This window comes from Jannaschia aquimarina (assembly GCF_000877395.1).
GTDB lineage: Bacteria > Pseudomonadota > Alphaproteobacteria > Rhodobacterales > Rhodobacteraceae > Jannaschia > Jannaschia aquimarina.
In genome coordinates, this window is sequence record NZ_JYFE01000051.1 from 49,442 (window position 1) to 62,741 (window position 13,300).

Below are 13,300 nucleotides of genomic sequence, written 5' to 3' on the forward strand. Positions count from 1 at the left end.
ACGGGCATACGGGACGGGACCCCTACTGCCCGGCGATGCGCGCGGCGAGCGCCTCTCCGATCAATCGGCTGCCCTCGGGAGACGGATGCGTCAGATCCCGGTCGTAAAGATCTGTCCGGGCTGGATCGATCACGTTGCCCGCATCGAGAAAGATCAGCCCCGGATCACGCGCGGCGAGGCGCGAGAGACGCTCGTTCATGACCGTGAAATGCGGCTGGCACGGGGTGAACCCGGTCGGGCTCGCCTCTGCGCCATCGTAATAGCCGACGAAGACGGCCCGGCTGCCGGTGTCCCGGATCCGTGCGATGAGGTCCGGGATCACGCCCGTCAGATCGGGTCCGATCAACTGGTCGCGTGCCGGGATCGCCGCATCCTCGCGGCAGACCGGCCGCAGGTCGTTCCCGCCGCCGTCGAGGATGACCCATGCCCATCGCCCGGCATTCGCCTCCCATTGGCGCTGGATGTCGAGGCCGATCGCCGTTCGGGACGGCCGATCCTCGATCAGCCGCGCGCCGGAAACCGTTGCGTCCCGAAGCGGCAATCCCAGTCGGGCCGCAGCTACGTCCGGGATCCCGTTATCCCCGTTCCAGGCGAGGATACTGTCGCCGATGGCGAGCATTCCGTCTTCCCGCGCCGGACCGGAGGCCGAGCAGGCGGCAAGCGCCAGAAGGATGACGAGCAGGCGCATGAAGATCCCCTCTGTGGATACGAACGGTCCGCCGCCCGAGAGTGCACGGTCGGAAAGCCTGATCTAGGAGGTTTCGCGACGCAGTCTATTCCGCCGGCTCGGTCAAATGAGCTTGTGGGGCGCGGGTCTTCCGCCAGCGGGCGGAGAAGGGATAGAGGAATTGCCGCCAGTAGCCGCGCGGAACCGTGTCACCGACGACGCCGTAGGTTTCGGGCCATCTCTTATCCGCGAGGTGATGCGTCCCGAAGAACCAGTCGTAGATCGGGAAATGCGAGGCATAGTTGATGTCGATGGCCTCCCGCTCGGATCCGTGATGCCAATGGTGGATCGCGTGGAAGTTCCACAGGAAAGGAAAGGTGTGGAACGCGCGGTGGACCCAGTATTGCACGAAGTCGGTCGCCAGCATGATCAGGACGACCTGCACCCAGAACGGCAGCCCCCCATAGTGTCTCGGATGCTGTCCAGGGTCACGTTGGCGTTCACCCAGTTCGACGGGGCAAGCGTGACGAAGTTGAAGACCTGCACCATCATTGAACTGACGAGGTAGTAGAACCTGTCCTCCTGCCATTCGGCCCGGAAGACCGTCTGGTCGCCACGGGCCGGGAACACACGTTCGAGCGGCACGAAGAGGAAGCCGACCACGAGGACGTTCAGGACGAAGTAATCGAGGCCGAAATAGAACGGCACCGCCGTGCCACCTTGCGGCTCGTCGGTTGCCATCAGCGATGCGACGACCGAGACGCCCAGCGCCGTCCAGGCCAGCGTCCGCTGGCGGCTCAGGATCAGCGAAACAAGCGACAGTGCGTAGGCCGAGAGCAGCACGACACGCAGCGCCAGAAGGGTCAGCCCGCCATCGTGCAGAACGGCGATCTCGGCCTAGCTGAAGGTCTCCGGTAACCACCGGATCACCACCAGGAGCAAGCCAGCGAGGGCGGCAAGGAGGGCCAGGCTGCCCGAAAGCCACCCACTTCCGAAGGGCCGCGCCTCGCGCGGGGTCTCAAGCTGGGTCATCAGGGCGCGCAAGAAGGACATGACGTCGCTCCGTCGTCTCTAGCGGCGCGAGAGTGCCTTGGAATGCGGGAGCCGCGAAGGCGCCACGGAAACGCATTCGAGGTGCGTTGCATCTGGGACGCACGGGGGACGAGAGCGGCAGGAGAGGGACGGGAGAGGGCGGCAGCTTCGAGCCCATTTTGAGTGATGCCGCGTCTTGAGCTAATGTCCATTTCAGATCTTCCCGAAGATACTCAATGGTACGTGGGCGGTTTTTTTAAGTAGCTGTTCGCGCATAGAAGATTGACGTTTTCTTTAGTAGGATTAGCGCCTAATGTTCTGGCTGATGTCCACGGTGGCGGGAGCCTGCATATGATCTGTGACTTTGTTTGGAACGAGTACGAACTCCTCTATTTGACATACGAGAGCTTCAATCAACAGTCTCTCACTCTCAAGAGCTGGTCGGTGACGGTCGGTCTTGCAGCGATCATAGCTGCGTATATTGAAAAAGCTGGCCGATTTGGTCGAGTTGCAATCGTCGCCGCAGCACTGTCCGCAATACCATTTTGGGTTATAGACGCATTGTGGAAAAGCTACCAAACAGCATTTTTGGGCCGCCTAAAAATCCTTGAGGGCATCAAAAATTGTTCGGAAATGTTGGAGCATAGCCTAGGAATCGTATCCGATTGGAACCTTGCTCATCATTGGCTTGACTGGGTCGCAATGTTGTACATGCCCAACGTCGCCTTACCTCATGTATTCGTATTAGTCTTCGGATTGTATTTGGCATGGAGGCATCCTCCACATTCGGCATAGCGACCATTGGCAACATCGTCACAAAGGTCCGCTTCGTCCCGCAGAGCCGTCTACCGGCCAGCACCCGTCCGGATAGCCGAACGCTCCGACGTAATCCCGCGAGACGAAAAAAGGGCCGCCCCAGTCGGGACGGCCCCTGACTTGGCAACGAAAGACGCTCAGGCGGCAGCCTTGGCCTGCTCGACGATGGCGCCGAACGCTTCCGGCTCGTGCACGGCGAGGTCGGCGAGGACCTTACGGTCCACCTCGATACCGGCCTTCGCGAGCAGGTTGATGAAGCGCGAATAGGTCATCTCGGCGTCGTGGGCGCGCACGGCGGCGTTGATGCGCTGGATCCAGAGCGAGCGGAACTGGCGCTTGCGGTTCTTGCGGTCGCGGGTGGCGTACTGGTTGGCCTTGTCCACCGCCTGCGTGGCGGTACGGAAGGCGCGGGACCGGCGGCCGTAATAGCCCTTGGCCTGATCCAGAACCTTCTTGTGACGGCGATGGGTGACCTTCCCGGAGGTAACGCGGCTCATGTCATATCCTCCTGATCAGCGGTCGTAGGGCATGAAGCCCTTGACGATCTTGGCGTCGGGCTTGGACAGGGTGGTCATGCCGCGGGCATCGCGGATGAACTTGTTCGTGCGCTTGATCATGCCGTGGCGCTTGCCGGCCTGACCGGCGAGGACCTTCCCGGAGGCGGTCACCTTGAACCGCTTCTTGGCAGACGACTTCGTCTTCATCTTGGGCATTTCATGTCTCCTTTCACGCGACCTCAGGCATCCCAATCGCCCAGGTCGCGGCTGTTCGAGCGCGCCCAATAGCGGCCCGCGCACGCCTTGGCAAGCGGATGACGACGGGAGGGGCGTCAGCCCATCAGCGCGTCGCGCGCGCAATCATCTCGATGAAGGCGACCGGCACGATCCGCCAGGTCAGGCTGCGTTCCGCCTCCCAGACCCAAAAGGCCATTCCGGCGCCGACGAACGTGGCGAAAAGGCCCGACTTCGAGACCCGTCCCTCCGCCCAACCGGATGCCAGCGCCGCGAAGCCGAGCCCGCCCACCACCGTCGCCAGCACGACGATCAAGGCAAGATCGGGAACCGGCGGCAGGGCGAAATCGGGGAGCTCCGGCAGCGCCGCCCACCAGGCCCCGATCCGGGCCCAGACGGCAGCGGCCGTCTCCAAGTCAGTCGCCCTCGGCGCCGAAGATCAACCGTTCGTCGCAGGGCGCGACCCGCAGGATGTTGGTGGAACCCGCCACGTTGAACGGGATCCCCGCCGTGACGACGACCTGATCCTCCGACCCGGCAAAGCCCGACGCCTTGGCGGCGCGGACGGCGGACACGACGGCGAACTTGAACCGCTCGACCGGCTGGGTCAGCACCGAATGGACGCCCCAGGACAAGACGATGCGACGGGCGGTCTCGGTGACCGGGGTCAGGGTTATGATCGGAACGCGCGGGCGTTCGCGGCTGACTTTCAACGCGGTCGAGCCAGAATGCGAGAAAACACAGATCGCCTTGATGTCTGCCGTCTCGGCGATCTCGCGGGCGGCGGCGACGATGCCGTCCGCCGTGGTGGAGCGCTCGGCATGACGGCTCGCTTCGATGATCTCGCGGTAGGTGGTGTCGCCCTCGACCTGTTCGGCCACGGCGTTCATCGTCTGAACCGCCTCGATCGGATATTGACCCGCCGCCGACTCGGCCGACAGCATGACCGCATCCGCGCCCTCGTAGATGGCGGTCGCGACGTCCGAGACTTCGGCCCGGGTGGGCATCGGGCTCTCGATCATCGACTCCAGCATCTGCGTCGCGACGATGACCGGCTTGGCGGCGGCGCGGCACTTGCGGGTCAGGCGCTTCTGGATCGGTGGGACGGCCTGCACAGGGCATTCCACACCCAGATCGCCGCGCGCCACCATGATCCCGTCGGAGACGGCGAGGATCGCGTCGAAGGCATCCACCGCCGCAGGCTTCTCGATCTTCGAGAGGATCGCGGCCCGTCCACGCGCCAGCTCTCGCGCCTCTTCGACATCCGAGGGGCGCTGCACGAAGCTGAGCGCCAGCCAGTCGACGCCCAGCTCGCACACGAACTCCAGGTCCTTGCGGTCCTTTTCGGAGAGCGCCGCGACGGGCAGCACCACGTCCGGCACATTCACGCCCTTGCGGTTCGAGATCGTGCCGCCGGTGATCACCGTGCAATCCGCGAAGTCCGGCCCGCAGGCATCGACCCGCAGCCGCAGCTTGCCGTCGTTCACCAGTAGCGTCGCGCCCGCCTCGAGCGCCTCGAAGATCTCCTTGTGGGGAAGTTGGACCCGTGTCTCGTCGCCCGGCGCGTCGTCCAGGTCGAACCGGAACTTCTGCCCGTCCTCGATCTCGGCGAAATCGTCCTCGAAGGTTCCGCAGCGCAGCTTGGGCCCCTGCAAGTCGGCCAGGATCGCGATCGGCCGGCCGGTATCGCGTTCGATGTCGCGGATGATGTTGTGACGCGCGCGGATTTCGTCGTGCCCCCCGTGGGACATGTTGAGCCGAAAGACATCGGCGCCCGCCTCGAACAACTTGCGGACGACGTCGTAATCGTCTGAGGCCGGGCCAAGAGTGGCGACGATCTTCACGTTGCGGTGGCGTCTCATGAGGCGTTCCCGTTTGCGCTATCGGTCCGCGCGCTTGTGCCCTCATAGGGGATGCGAGGCAAGCCGCCCCGTCGGCAAAGACGCAGTCGGTGGTTCGTGCGGGACGATGATGGTCGCGCGTGCTTTCCACTGACTGCGGACCGCGCTAACCGGTGGGTCGATGGACGGACCCTCATTTCATTTGATCGAACCCGACGCCCCGGGCGGCTGGATCTTGACCTGCGACCACGCGACCAATCGCGTGCCTCCTTCGGTGAACGGCGGCGATCTGGGCCTGCCCGCCTCCGAGATGGCGCGGCACATCGCGTGGGACGTGGGTGCCGCCGGCGTGACCCGGCACCTGGCGAGATTGTTGGACAGCCCGGCGATCCTGTCTGACTTCAGCCGTCTGGTGATCGACCCGAACCGGGGCGAGGACGACCCGACGCTGATCATGCGGCTCTATGATGGGACGATCATCCCCGCCAACCGGACCGTCGATGTGGACGAGCGCGCGCGCCGCCTCGACGCGTTCCACAGACCGTACCATCGGGCACTCGGCGACCTGCTGGCCTCGCGTCCCGACGGGGCGATCTGTTCGGTCCACTCCTTCACGCGACAGTTCAGGAACCGCCCGCCGCGCCCGTGGCAGGTCGGCGTTCTGTTCGCGTCCGACCGCCGTCTATCAGACCCGCTGATCGCCAGCCTTCAGGGGGATCCGGATCTGTGCGTGGGTGTAAATCAGCCCTACTCGGGCAACCTGCCGGGGGATGCGCTTGATCGCCATGCGGTCAGCCGGGGGCGGCTTCACGTATTGATCGAACTGCGCAACGACCTCATCTCGGACGAAGAGGGGCAGCGCGCGTGGGCCGAACGTCTGGCCCCTCACCTTCAGGCAGCGCTCGCCGCGCAAGACGGAGACTAGAGATGGACGACGCCACCCGCACCGAGATCGAGGCCGCCGCCTTCCGCCGCCTGCGCCAGCATCTGCTGGAAGATCGCCCCGACGCCCAGAATATCGACCTGATGAATCTCGCCGGCTTCTGCCGGAACTGCCTCAGCCGCTGGTCCCAGGAAGCGGCCGCGGAACGCGGGATCGAGTGGTCCAAGGAAGAGGCCCGCGAATGGTTCTACGGTGAACCCTTCGATCAATGGCGCGCCAAGCACCAGAAAGAGGCGACGTCCGAACAGAAGGCGGCCTTCGAGAAGAGCTTCGCCGAGAACGTGGGCAAGGGGTGAAGCGCCCGGACCCGCTTGCCGTGATCAGGTCCGTGGCTTCGTGATCAGGCCCTTGGCTTCCTGAGGGCGTCCCTGCGCGGGCTCATCGCTTGCGACACGCTTGCATTGAGCCGGCTCAATGTGCGGACGAAGGCTTCGATCGAGTACCCGAAGACGAAGGCGACGAGGTAGATGATGGGGCTGCCCGTGCCCCCTTGGAGCCCAGTCGCGTTGGACGGAACGAGCAGCATCGAAAGCGTCATCGCGGCGAGACCCGCAAAGCATGTCCGGAGGATCGTGTAGCCACGACCCAGCGGAGCGACGCCCGGCGTCAGGACGCGCCAGATCGCGTAGACGATGGACCCGAGCATCCCGTAGAGGATCGGCAGGTACCAGCGATGCACATCATCGAGACGGCGCAGGAGTTCCGAGCGCCAGTTCGCGATCTGATGGAGGCTTTGGACATAGGTCGTCGGACGGACAAACGGGCCCGACCGCCGTCCGGCCTGGTACATCGTGTACTCCCGGAAGACCATCATCACGTCGATATATTCGTCGAACCGGGCTCCGCTATTGGCGAGATCGTCGAAACGCGCGGTAATCTCCGCATAGACCTCCTGAATGTTCCGCTGCGAAGCAAGCTGCCCGGTTGCCGCGGGGGCGCATGTCTCGACCCAATTTACCAATCCGGCAAGGCGGCCTTCCGGCGCAAGGATCATGCCGGTGCGCGCGACCATCTCGGTTGCGGGGCTCTCCTCCGGAGCTTCGCTCTCGATCGTGCGGCAGGCCAGCCGGTGGAACGTCGCCAGCCAAGATTTGAAGGTCCAGAGATCGTGGAGATGCTCGTTGAGGTTATGCTCAAGCGTTCGTTCGAGCGTGTAGTGTGACTCGAGACGCTTCAGAACATCGACGAACATGCGCTGAGGTTCCGGATCCAGTCGGAAGGACGCCTCGCGCGCACCGTCGCTCTGGAAGAAGCTGCGCAGTTCGACGAGGCGCATGAGCTCGCTTTCGTGTTCGAACTCGACGAAATCCTCGGCTTCTTCCAGCAACAGATCTGTCCGAGCAGACCAGCTTGAATACTCCCATATGCTCAGCATCAGACCGATGCCGATCACCGCGAGGAGCGCCCCCGTGACGATCGAGCTGCTCTTGCGCGTCGGCGCCCACCCCTTGAGAACCTCGCGCAACGTAATGCCGTCGACGAGGGTTCGCGCTTTCCCGTACGCCTTTCGGAAGGTCAGCTTCAGCGCCAGGATTTCGTCCGCCGTGGGCGAGTGATCCGCCGTATGGAAGGGTTGGAGCGCGCGGACGAGATCCTCCAACTCCTGATCCGCTTCCTCGTAAAGAAGCTGATCGCAGAGATACTCGGCCTCTTTCACGAGTTGGTGCAGGGCGTCGTCGCCCGTATCGCAGACCTTTGTGCCGGACGCTGTCATTGCCCCACTCCCTGTCTCGGCCCGTCGGATGTCTGGCATTCGCAGACCGCGCCGTATGTCGCCGGCACAGTGGGCCAGCACCACTTGCCGTCGGGCAAGAGACAGGATCCGGCCGGGGCCTGCTGAGCGACGGCCGGTGCGGAAAGGGCAACGAGCAGCACAACGACGGCCATCGCTGTCTTCGAGGTCGGGCAAGTCATGGCGAGCCCCCTAAATGATAGATGTCCCGGAATGCTTCCCCGGCGTAAACTTTTAGCCAAGTCCCGGATATTGGGGTAAACCTTACTTTACATGTCGCAAATTACCGGAGACGGCCCTAGGTCTGGAGGGAAGGAGATGCCAATGCGCCTCGCTCTCGTCCCGATTCTGGCCGGGCTTCTGCTGGCCTGCACGGCCACGCCGCAACTGGCACAGGAGCCGCTGTCCGGGCCCCGTGCCAATGTGGCGCGCGCGCTCCCGTTCTACGGCTTCGGCGATGTGGACGTGGAGCGATTGAGCAACAATCAGGTGATGCAGATCTATTCCCTGATCCATTCCGAACGCAGCCAAGGCGATATCCGGCAGCTCATTCGCTCGACCATCGAGCCGGGCCTCTTGCAGCGTGGCGTCGACCGACTCCGCGACCGCCTTTAGGGAGTATCCGAGATGATCCGCACTATCCTCGTCGTCCTCGCCACCGCCCTTGTCAGTCCCGCCTGGGCGGAGCCGAATTCGCAACTCGTGGCATCGGTCCAGCAACGTCTCGACCGCCTTGGCTTCGACGGGGTGGATGCGCGACAACTCTCGACCCGACAGATCGCCGCCCTGCACATGCGCCTGCAGGGGCCGACTTTCGGGGGTTTCGGGTTCAACGACCGCTGGATGAAGAAGCGCCGTGAGGTGAAGGCCATCCTACGGTGGGAAGAGGAAGGCCGCCCCAGCTACTGAGCGCCGACCCGCCTCTAGAGGGCCTTGGCGCGCGCCTCGTCCAGATAAATCTCGCGCAGCCGTCCGGCGATCCGGCCAGGCTGGCCGTCCCCGACCGCCTTTCCGCCGATCGACGTCACCGGCATTACGAAGGTCGAGGCGGAGGTGACGAAGGCCTCGTCGGCCGACTGAGCCTCCTCGACCGTGAAGGCGCGTTCCTCGACCTTCATCTGCGCTTCCCGCGCCAGTCTGAGGACGGCCGCGCGGGTGATGCCGTGCAGGATCTCGTTGCCGAGTTGGCGCGTCACGATCGTGTTGCCTTTGACGATATAGGCGTTGTTCGACGTCCCTTCGGTGATCGTGCCGCCCGGCTCATGCATCCAGGCGTCGTCGTGACCAGCGCGCTTGGCGGCCATCTTGGCCATCGACGGATACAGCAACTGCACCGTCTTGATGTCGCGCCGGCCCCAGCGCAGATCGGGCTGGAGATCGACGCTCAAACCCTTCTCCGGCGCCTTCGCCAAACCGGGTTTGGCCTGCGTGAAAAGAACGACGGTCTGTTCCGTCTCCTCGGCGGGATAGGCGAAATCCCGGTCGGCGGCGCCACGGGTCACCTGCAGATAGACAAGTCCCTCGTCGATATCGTTTTCAGCGACCAGCCGATGATGCACCTCCAGAAGCGCATCGCGCGTCATCGGCATCGGCATGTCCAACTCGCGCAGTGATCGCTCCAACCGGGCGGCGTGGCCGTCGAAATCGACCAGCTTGCCGTCCAGCACGGTCGTGACCTCGTAGACGCCGTCCGCGAACAGAAAACCCCGGTCGAAGATCGACACGCGGCCCTCGCTCTCCGGAAGGTAGTCGCCGTTCACGTAGACTGTTCGCATGGTCCCGCCCTCTTCAGGATACGGGGCCGTCTTGGGATGCAGGGGCGGCGCGGTCAAGCGCCGGGCGTCACTGGACCTCGATCAGGCCGGCAGAGGCCGGCAACAGCCGCACATAATCCACCGGGGCCTCATTCCGCGGAGCCGTCGCGCGTTTGAACGCATAGCGCATCACATCGTCCCGAACCTCGGCCGCGACGATGAGGGCGGTCCTGATCACGCGTGGCCCCTCGTGGATCTCGATATGGCCGCGCAGTTTCGGCGCCACGTCCAGCGCGATCTCGATTCCGTCGTCGTCCATGGATCGGATGGGATACCATATGTCGCCGACCTGCACGCGCAGGCGCCGCCCATGCCGGTGCGCGGCTTTTCTGGCAGCCTCCAGCCCCATGCGGATTTCGGGAGAGATGTAAGCAGCTTCAGTCATGAAAATACCCGGCATGGAGGCAGCCGCCCCTGGCGATTCGGGGGCACCATGCAACCGGAACGTTACCGCTTCATGACCGGTTCCCCGAGTCCTTTTCATTTGTTCACGGAAGACGCCGGCTCTGTGGCGGGGCGGGGGCGGACCCTATGAAATCCCCGTTGTCCCACCTACCTTTCGCCCATGGTTCCGTCGCCGGATGCATTCGTCCCCGCTTTCACTTCCGCCTGGATGGTGCGGGACGGGCGCGCACTGGCCGCGCTCTTCGCCGAAGACGCGGACTTCGTGAATGTCGTCGGTATCTGGTGGGAGGATCGGAACGCCATCGAGCGGGCCCACTCCTACGCCCTGACCAGCTTCTTCGCAGAAACGCGACTGGCCGCCGGTCGCGTCAAGATCCGCGATCTGGGGGGCGTCGCCGTGATCCACGCCCGCATGGCTTTATCGGGTCAACGCGCACCAGATGGGGGGCGGGCCCAGACCCGCACGACGATCCTGTCCTTCGTCCTGGAACGCCGAGCGAACGGTTGGACCTGCATCTCCGCCCAGAACACCGACGTGGTCCCCGGCACAGAGACCCAGGTGGCACAAGGCGGGGGGCTGCGCGCCGAGGATTACCGGTGAGCGGGCTGCGGTGCGGGTCCTTATCGCATCTCCTCGTCCCCGCCACTCGGACGCGACGCCGCCTAGCGCTTGACCAGGCTCCACTGCGTGACCGGCATCAACGGACGCCAGCCGCGATAGCGGCCCACCGGCTCTGCACGGGCGACGCCGAGCTTCACGAGGTCGCCGCCGTGACGGGCATGGAGCGCCAGAAGCGTCGCCTCGCTCTCGAGCGTCACAGCATTCGCGACCAGCCGGCCAAGAGGGCGAAGGGCGGACAGGGCGGCTCCGGCCACTTCTTCTGACAGGCCGCCACCGATGAAGACGGCATCGGGCGGATCGAGATCTTCCAGCGCTTCCGGAACCTTGCCGTCCCTGCGGTCGAGGCGGGGCGCGCCGAGGGCCAGCGCGTTCTCGGCGGCCATGGCGCGGCGGTCAGCGCGGGGCTCTATGCCGATGGCGCGGGCCGAGCGGGCGGCGCGCATCCGTTCGATCGCGACCGAGCCGCAGCCCGTTCCGATATCCCACAGAAGCGCCCCGCGCATGGGCATCAGCTTGGCCAACGTCGCGGCGCGAACCTCCCGCTTGGTCATGGTACCGTCGGATCGGAAGAGGTCGTCGGCGAGGCCCGGAACCCTTGGCAGCAACGCCGCATCGGGCGCGGCGCGGCATTCGACGGCGAGGGTGTTGAAGGCCGGAACGGTGTGATCCCAGCTGGCCGCGATGCCGTCGAAGCGCGCTTCGTCCGGGCCGTCCATGTTGGCAAGGACCGTCATCGGGCTGTCGCCGAAACCGCGATCGGTCAGAAATCTCGCAATCTTTTCCGGCGTTTCGGATCCGGTGGTCAGGATCAGAAGACGGGCGTCGGGCTGGATGAAGGCGATCATCTGCTCGACCGGGCGGCCATGGACCGTGAGCGTTTCGAGATCCGCCATGGACCATCCCATTCGGGCCGAGGCGAGTTGAAAGGCCGAGAGCTGCGGATGGTAGGCGATCTGTGCCGGAGGGATGGCCCGGCCGATCCGGGCGCCCACCGAGAACCAGAGCGGATCGCCCGTCGCGAGGACGACAACCCTTTGTCCGCGCAGCGATTTCAACTGGTCTATCAAAGCGTCGAACGGGCCGGGCCAAGAGAGACGGCGAGCCGTCACGGCATCTGACAGATGCTCATGGCGGTCGCCGCCGACGATGATTTCGGCGCTCTCGACGATGGCGCGGGCGGCCGGGCTGAGACCCGCCATTCCGTCCTCTCCGATGCCGACGATATGGAGCCAGACGTCAGACACCCGGACACCCAGAACGCGTTAAACTTTGCCCCGATCGGCGGAAATCCGCTGTGCACCCCCTGTGCACCCCCCGTGCACCCCCCGTCTGCACACGCGGCACCCTCGTGGTGGCCGGGGCTTCGCCCGTTCGCAGGCGGATCGCTCCGCCGGAGCGATCCCGGGGAGCCTGCTGGTCCCCCCGTGCACCCCCGGTCTCCACAAACGGTGCAGCGGAGAGAAGCGACCATTCAGCGGGGAGGCGGACCGGTCGGCGTGGCGGCAGGGGGCGGAGGGGGCTCTGCCCCCGCTCCCTCCGGTCGCACCCCCGGAGTATTTTTGCCGAGAAGAAGCCAGGGACCTTTCGCCGGCCCGAAGGCGGCGGTCGAGGGGAGCGGACATCATTGCATCCCCCCGGCAGCAAGGAGGGCCAAGGCATTCACGGCCGCGCTGGCCATGGCGCTGCCGCCCTTTCGTCCGCGCAAGGCAAGGAAGGGGGCGCGTGGGCGCTCGGCCAGTTCGGCCTTGGCCTCGGCGGCGCCCACGAAACCCACCGGGAAGGCGAGGATGGCGGCGGGGGGCGGCGCGCCCTCGTCGATCCGCTCCATCAGGCGGAAGAGGGCGGTCGGATCTTCGCCGATGGCGCAGATCGCGCCGCCCGTGTCCCAGAGATCGACGGCTGCCGCGGATGGCGTGATCGCCGCCTTTGCGGCGCGGGCCGCCACGGACGGGTCGGCGGCGACACAGAGAACCCGTGCGCCTTCGGGCAGCAGGTTGCGGGCGATGCCGGAGGCGACCGTCGGACTGTCGGCATAGACCGGGGCGCCGGTGCGCAGAGCGTCCACGGCGCGGGCCGACACATCGGGCGAAAAGGCGAGGCGGTCGGCGACCTCCACCATGCCGCAGGCCTGGATCACGCGTACCGCGATCTCGGCGATGTCCGGGGGAAAGCGGGCGAGGTTTGCCTCGGCCCGAACGAGGGCCAGGCTGGCCGCCAAGATCGCGGCGGGGTCGCGGTCATACGGCCGCATTCAGGGCGCCTTTCGGGGGCGGAGCGGGCATGTACAAAAATCGAGGTCCGCAATCCGGTCGGCCCCATTGTCCGATGCGGTGTGGCGCCGGAAGGGGAGCCGGTGGTCGCTCCCGTGCAGGCGGCCGGGACCGGTGGCGATGCGGGCGACCCGAAGCCGCCGCCCGAGCGGCGGACGGCTTGGCAGCGTAGCAAGCGCGGATGCGAGTGCTGCGGACCGGAAGGCCGGGCAGGCGACGAAACGAGCCCCCTCCCCTGAGCGCGCGTCTGGGTCTGTCTCGTGATCCGTAGTCTGCATATCGGCCCCCGGGTCGCGCGGCGGCCCCTCCGAAAGTATCCCGCGCGCAGGGCCGCGTCGGTCCGTCCGGTCCGCCAATCCGGCCCGTCGCCGGGCATCCTCAACACAGGCGTAGCGGCGGGGCGGTGGCGGCGCAACGGGGGCGGGCG

General features: G+C 65.5%; 18 protein-coding genes. 5 read left to right on the forward strand and 13 right to left on the reverse strand.

Annotation, left to right across the window (positions count from 1 at the left end; translation table 11 throughout):
- Positions 1–22 precede the first annotated feature (22 nt).
- The 8 genes from jaqu_RS14660 to pyk form a co-directional block, all read right to left on the reverse strand.
- Positions 23–688 carry an SGNH/GDSL hydrolase family protein gene (locus tag jaqu_RS14660; protein ID WP_043919746.1) on the reverse strand — a complete coding sequence of 222 codons (666 nt, stop codon included), beginning with the start codon at positions 686–688 and terminating at the stop codon, positions 23–25.
- Positions 689–773: 85 nt separating this feature from the next.
- Positions 774–1,112 (reverse strand): sterol desaturase family protein, encoded by a 339-nt coding sequence (locus tag jaqu_RS22135; RefSeq protein ID WP_236687866.1) that lies wholly within the window; start codon positions 1,110–1,112, stop codon positions 774–776.
- Complete coding sequence (locus jaqu_RS22140; protein ID WP_236687867.1) at positions 1,097–1,510, reverse strand: hypothetical protein; 414 nt, start codon at positions 1,508–1,510, stop codon at positions 1,097–1,099. The genes jaqu_RS22135 and jaqu_RS22140 overlap by 16 nt, the downstream gene beginning before the upstream one ends.
- 54 nt (positions 1,511–1,564) lie before the next feature.
- Complete coding sequence (locus jaqu_RS22145) at positions 1,565–1,720, reverse strand: hypothetical protein (RefSeq protein WP_236687868.1); 156 nt, start codon at positions 1,718–1,720, stop codon at positions 1,565–1,567.
- Positions 1,721–2,652: 932 nt separating this feature from the next.
- Entirely contained in the window at positions 2,653–3,012 is a 360-nt protein-coding gene (rplT, locus tag jaqu_RS14670; RefSeq protein WP_043919747.1) for a 50S ribosomal protein L20, read from the reverse strand.
- A gap of 15 nt (positions 3,013–3,027) precedes the next feature.
- The gene (gene rpmI / locus jaqu_RS14675) at positions 3,028–3,228 is read right to left on the reverse strand and encodes a 50S ribosomal protein L35 (protein ID WP_043919748.1); all 201 of its coding nucleotides are present in this window, start codon (positions 3,226–3,228) and stop codon (positions 3,028–3,030) included.
- A gap of 124 nt (positions 3,229–3,352) precedes the next feature.
- Positions 3,353–3,661 carry a hypothetical protein gene (locus jaqu_RS14680; protein ID WP_043919749.1) on the reverse strand — a complete coding sequence of 103 codons (309 nt, stop codon included), beginning with the start codon at positions 3,659–3,661 and terminating at the stop codon, positions 3,353–3,355.
- A gap of 1 nt (position 3,662) precedes the next feature.
- Positions 3,663–5,108 (reverse strand): pyruvate kinase, encoded by a 1,446-nt coding sequence (gene pyk / locus jaqu_RS14685; RefSeq protein WP_043919750.1) that lies wholly within the window; start codon positions 5,106–5,108, stop codon positions 3,663–3,665.
- 160 nt (positions 5,109–5,268) lie between these two features.
- Here pyk and jaqu_RS14690 point away from each other — a divergent pair, with 160 nt between their 5' ends.
- Both jaqu_RS14690 and jaqu_RS14695 read left to right on the forward strand, forming a co-directional pair.
- Positions 5,269–6,012 carry an N-formylglutamate amidohydrolase gene (locus tag jaqu_RS14690; RefSeq protein WP_043919751.1) on the forward strand — a complete coding sequence of 248 codons (744 nt, stop codon included), beginning with the start codon at positions 5,269–5,271 and terminating at the stop codon, positions 6,010–6,012.
- A gap of 2 nt (positions 6,013–6,014) precedes the next feature.
- Entirely contained in the window at positions 6,015–6,326 is a 312-nt protein-coding gene (locus jaqu_RS14695; protein ID WP_043919752.1) for a DUF1244 domain-containing protein, read from the forward strand.
- Between the two features lie 44 nt (positions 6,327–6,370).
- On the opposite strand, the gene jaqu_RS14700 is transcribed toward jaqu_RS14695, so the two are convergent.
- The gene (locus tag jaqu_RS14700) at positions 6,371–7,744 is read right to left on the reverse strand and encodes a hypothetical protein (RefSeq protein ID WP_043919753.1); all 1,374 of its coding nucleotides are present in this window, start codon (positions 7,742–7,744) and stop codon (positions 6,371–6,373) included.
- A gap of 342 nt (positions 7,745–8,086) precedes the next feature.
- On the opposite strand from jaqu_RS14700, the gene jaqu_RS14705 reads away from it, so the two are divergent.
- Positions 8,087–8,377, forward strand: a complete 291-nt coding sequence (locus jaqu_RS14705; RefSeq protein ID WP_043919754.1) for a hypothetical protein — start codon at positions 8,087–8,089, stop codon at positions 8,375–8,377.
- A gap of 12 nt (positions 8,378–8,389) precedes the next feature.
- The gene (locus jaqu_RS14710; RefSeq protein ID WP_043919755.1) at positions 8,390–8,671 is read left to right on the forward strand and encodes a hypothetical protein; all 282 of its coding nucleotides are present in this window, start codon (positions 8,390–8,392) and stop codon (positions 8,669–8,671) included.
- 14 nt (positions 8,672–8,685) lie between these two features.
- Here the strand turns inward: jaqu_RS14710 and jaqu_RS14715 are convergent, their stop codons facing one another.
- Positions 8,686–9,537, reverse strand: coding sequence for a D-amino-acid transaminase (locus jaqu_RS14715; RefSeq protein WP_043919756.1), 852 nt, complete (start codon positions 9,535–9,537; stop codon positions 8,686–8,688).
- A 67-nt stretch (positions 9,538–9,604) separates the two neighbouring features.
- Entirely contained in the window at positions 9,605–9,961 is a 357-nt protein-coding gene (locus jaqu_RS14720; protein WP_043919765.1) for a hypothetical protein, read from the reverse strand.
- 180 nt (positions 9,962–10,141) lie between these two features.
- Here jaqu_RS14720 and jaqu_RS14725 point away from each other — a divergent pair, with 180 nt between their 5' ends.
- A complete protein-coding gene (locus tag jaqu_RS14725; protein WP_043919757.1) occupies positions 10,142–10,582 on the forward strand; it encodes an SgcJ/EcaC family oxidoreductase in 441 nt (146 codons plus the stop codon).
- Positions 10,583–10,644: 62 nt separating this feature from the next.
- On the opposite strand, the gene jaqu_RS14730 is transcribed toward jaqu_RS14725, so the two are convergent.
- Entirely contained in the window at positions 10,645–11,847 is a 1,203-nt protein-coding gene (locus tag jaqu_RS14730) for a bifunctional cobalt-precorrin-7 (C(5))-methyltransferase/cobalt-precorrin-6B (C(15))-methyltransferase (RefSeq protein ID WP_043919758.1), read from the reverse strand.
- A 377-nt stretch (positions 11,848–12,224) separates the two neighbouring features.
- Complete coding sequence (locus jaqu_RS14735) at positions 12,225–12,854, reverse strand: precorrin-8X methylmutase (RefSeq protein WP_043919759.1); 630 nt, start codon at positions 12,852–12,854, stop codon at positions 12,225–12,227.
- Positions 12,855–13,300 lie beyond the last annotated feature (446 nt).

Excerpts from the sequence above, each read along its gene's own strand:
- jaqu_RS14660 (WP_043919746.1), bottom strand. The coding sequence starts at position 688 with ATGCGCCTGCTCGTCATCCTTCTGGCGCTTGCCGCCTGCTCGGCCTCC.
- jaqu_RS22145 (WP_236687868.1), bottom strand. The coding sequence starts at position 1,720 with ATGTCCTTCTTGCGCGCCCTGATGACCCAGCTTGAGACCCCGCGCGAG.
- rplT (WP_043919747.1), bottom strand. The coding sequence starts at position 3,012 with ATGAGCCGCGTTACCTCCGGGAAGGTCACCCATCGCCGTCACAAGAAG.
- rpmI (WP_043919748.1), bottom strand. The coding sequence starts at position 3,228 with ATGCCCAAGATGAAGACGAAGTCGTCTGCCAAGAAGCGGTTCAAGGTG.
- pyk (WP_043919750.1), bottom strand. The coding sequence starts at position 5,108 with ATGAGACGCCACCGCAACGTGAAGATCGTCGCCACTCTTGGCCCGGCC.
- jaqu_RS14690 (WP_043919751.1), top strand. The coding sequence starts at position 5,269 with ATGGACGGACCCTCATTTCATTTGATCGAACCCGACGCCCCGGGCGGC.
- jaqu_RS14695 (WP_043919752.1), top strand. The coding sequence starts at position 6,015 with ATGGACGACGCCACCCGCACCGAGATCGAGGCCGCCGCCTTCCGCCGC.
- jaqu_RS14700 (WP_043919753.1), bottom strand. The coding sequence starts at position 7,744 with ATGACAGCGTCCGGCACAAAGGTCTGCGATACGGGCGACGACGCCCTG.
- jaqu_RS14705 (WP_043919754.1), top strand. The coding sequence starts at position 8,087 with ATGCGCCTCGCTCTCGTCCCGATTCTGGCCGGGCTTCTGCTGGCCTGC.
- jaqu_RS14710 (WP_043919755.1), top strand. The coding sequence starts at position 8,390 with ATGATCCGCACTATCCTCGTCGTCCTCGCCACCGCCCTTGTCAGTCCC.
- jaqu_RS14715 (WP_043919756.1), bottom strand. The coding sequence starts at position 9,537 with ATGCGAACAGTCTACGTGAACGGCGACTACCTTCCGGAGAGCGAGGGC.
- jaqu_RS14720 (WP_043919765.1), bottom strand. The coding sequence starts at position 9,961 with ATGACTGAAGCTGCTTACATCTCTCCCGAAATCCGCATGGGGCTGGAG.
- jaqu_RS14725 (WP_043919757.1), top strand. The coding sequence starts at position 10,142 with ATGGTTCCGTCGCCGGATGCATTCGTCCCCGCTTTCACTTCCGCCTGG.
- jaqu_RS14735 (WP_043919759.1), bottom strand. The coding sequence starts at position 12,854 with ATGCGGCCGTATGACCGCGACCCCGCCGCGATCTTGGCGGCCAGCCTG.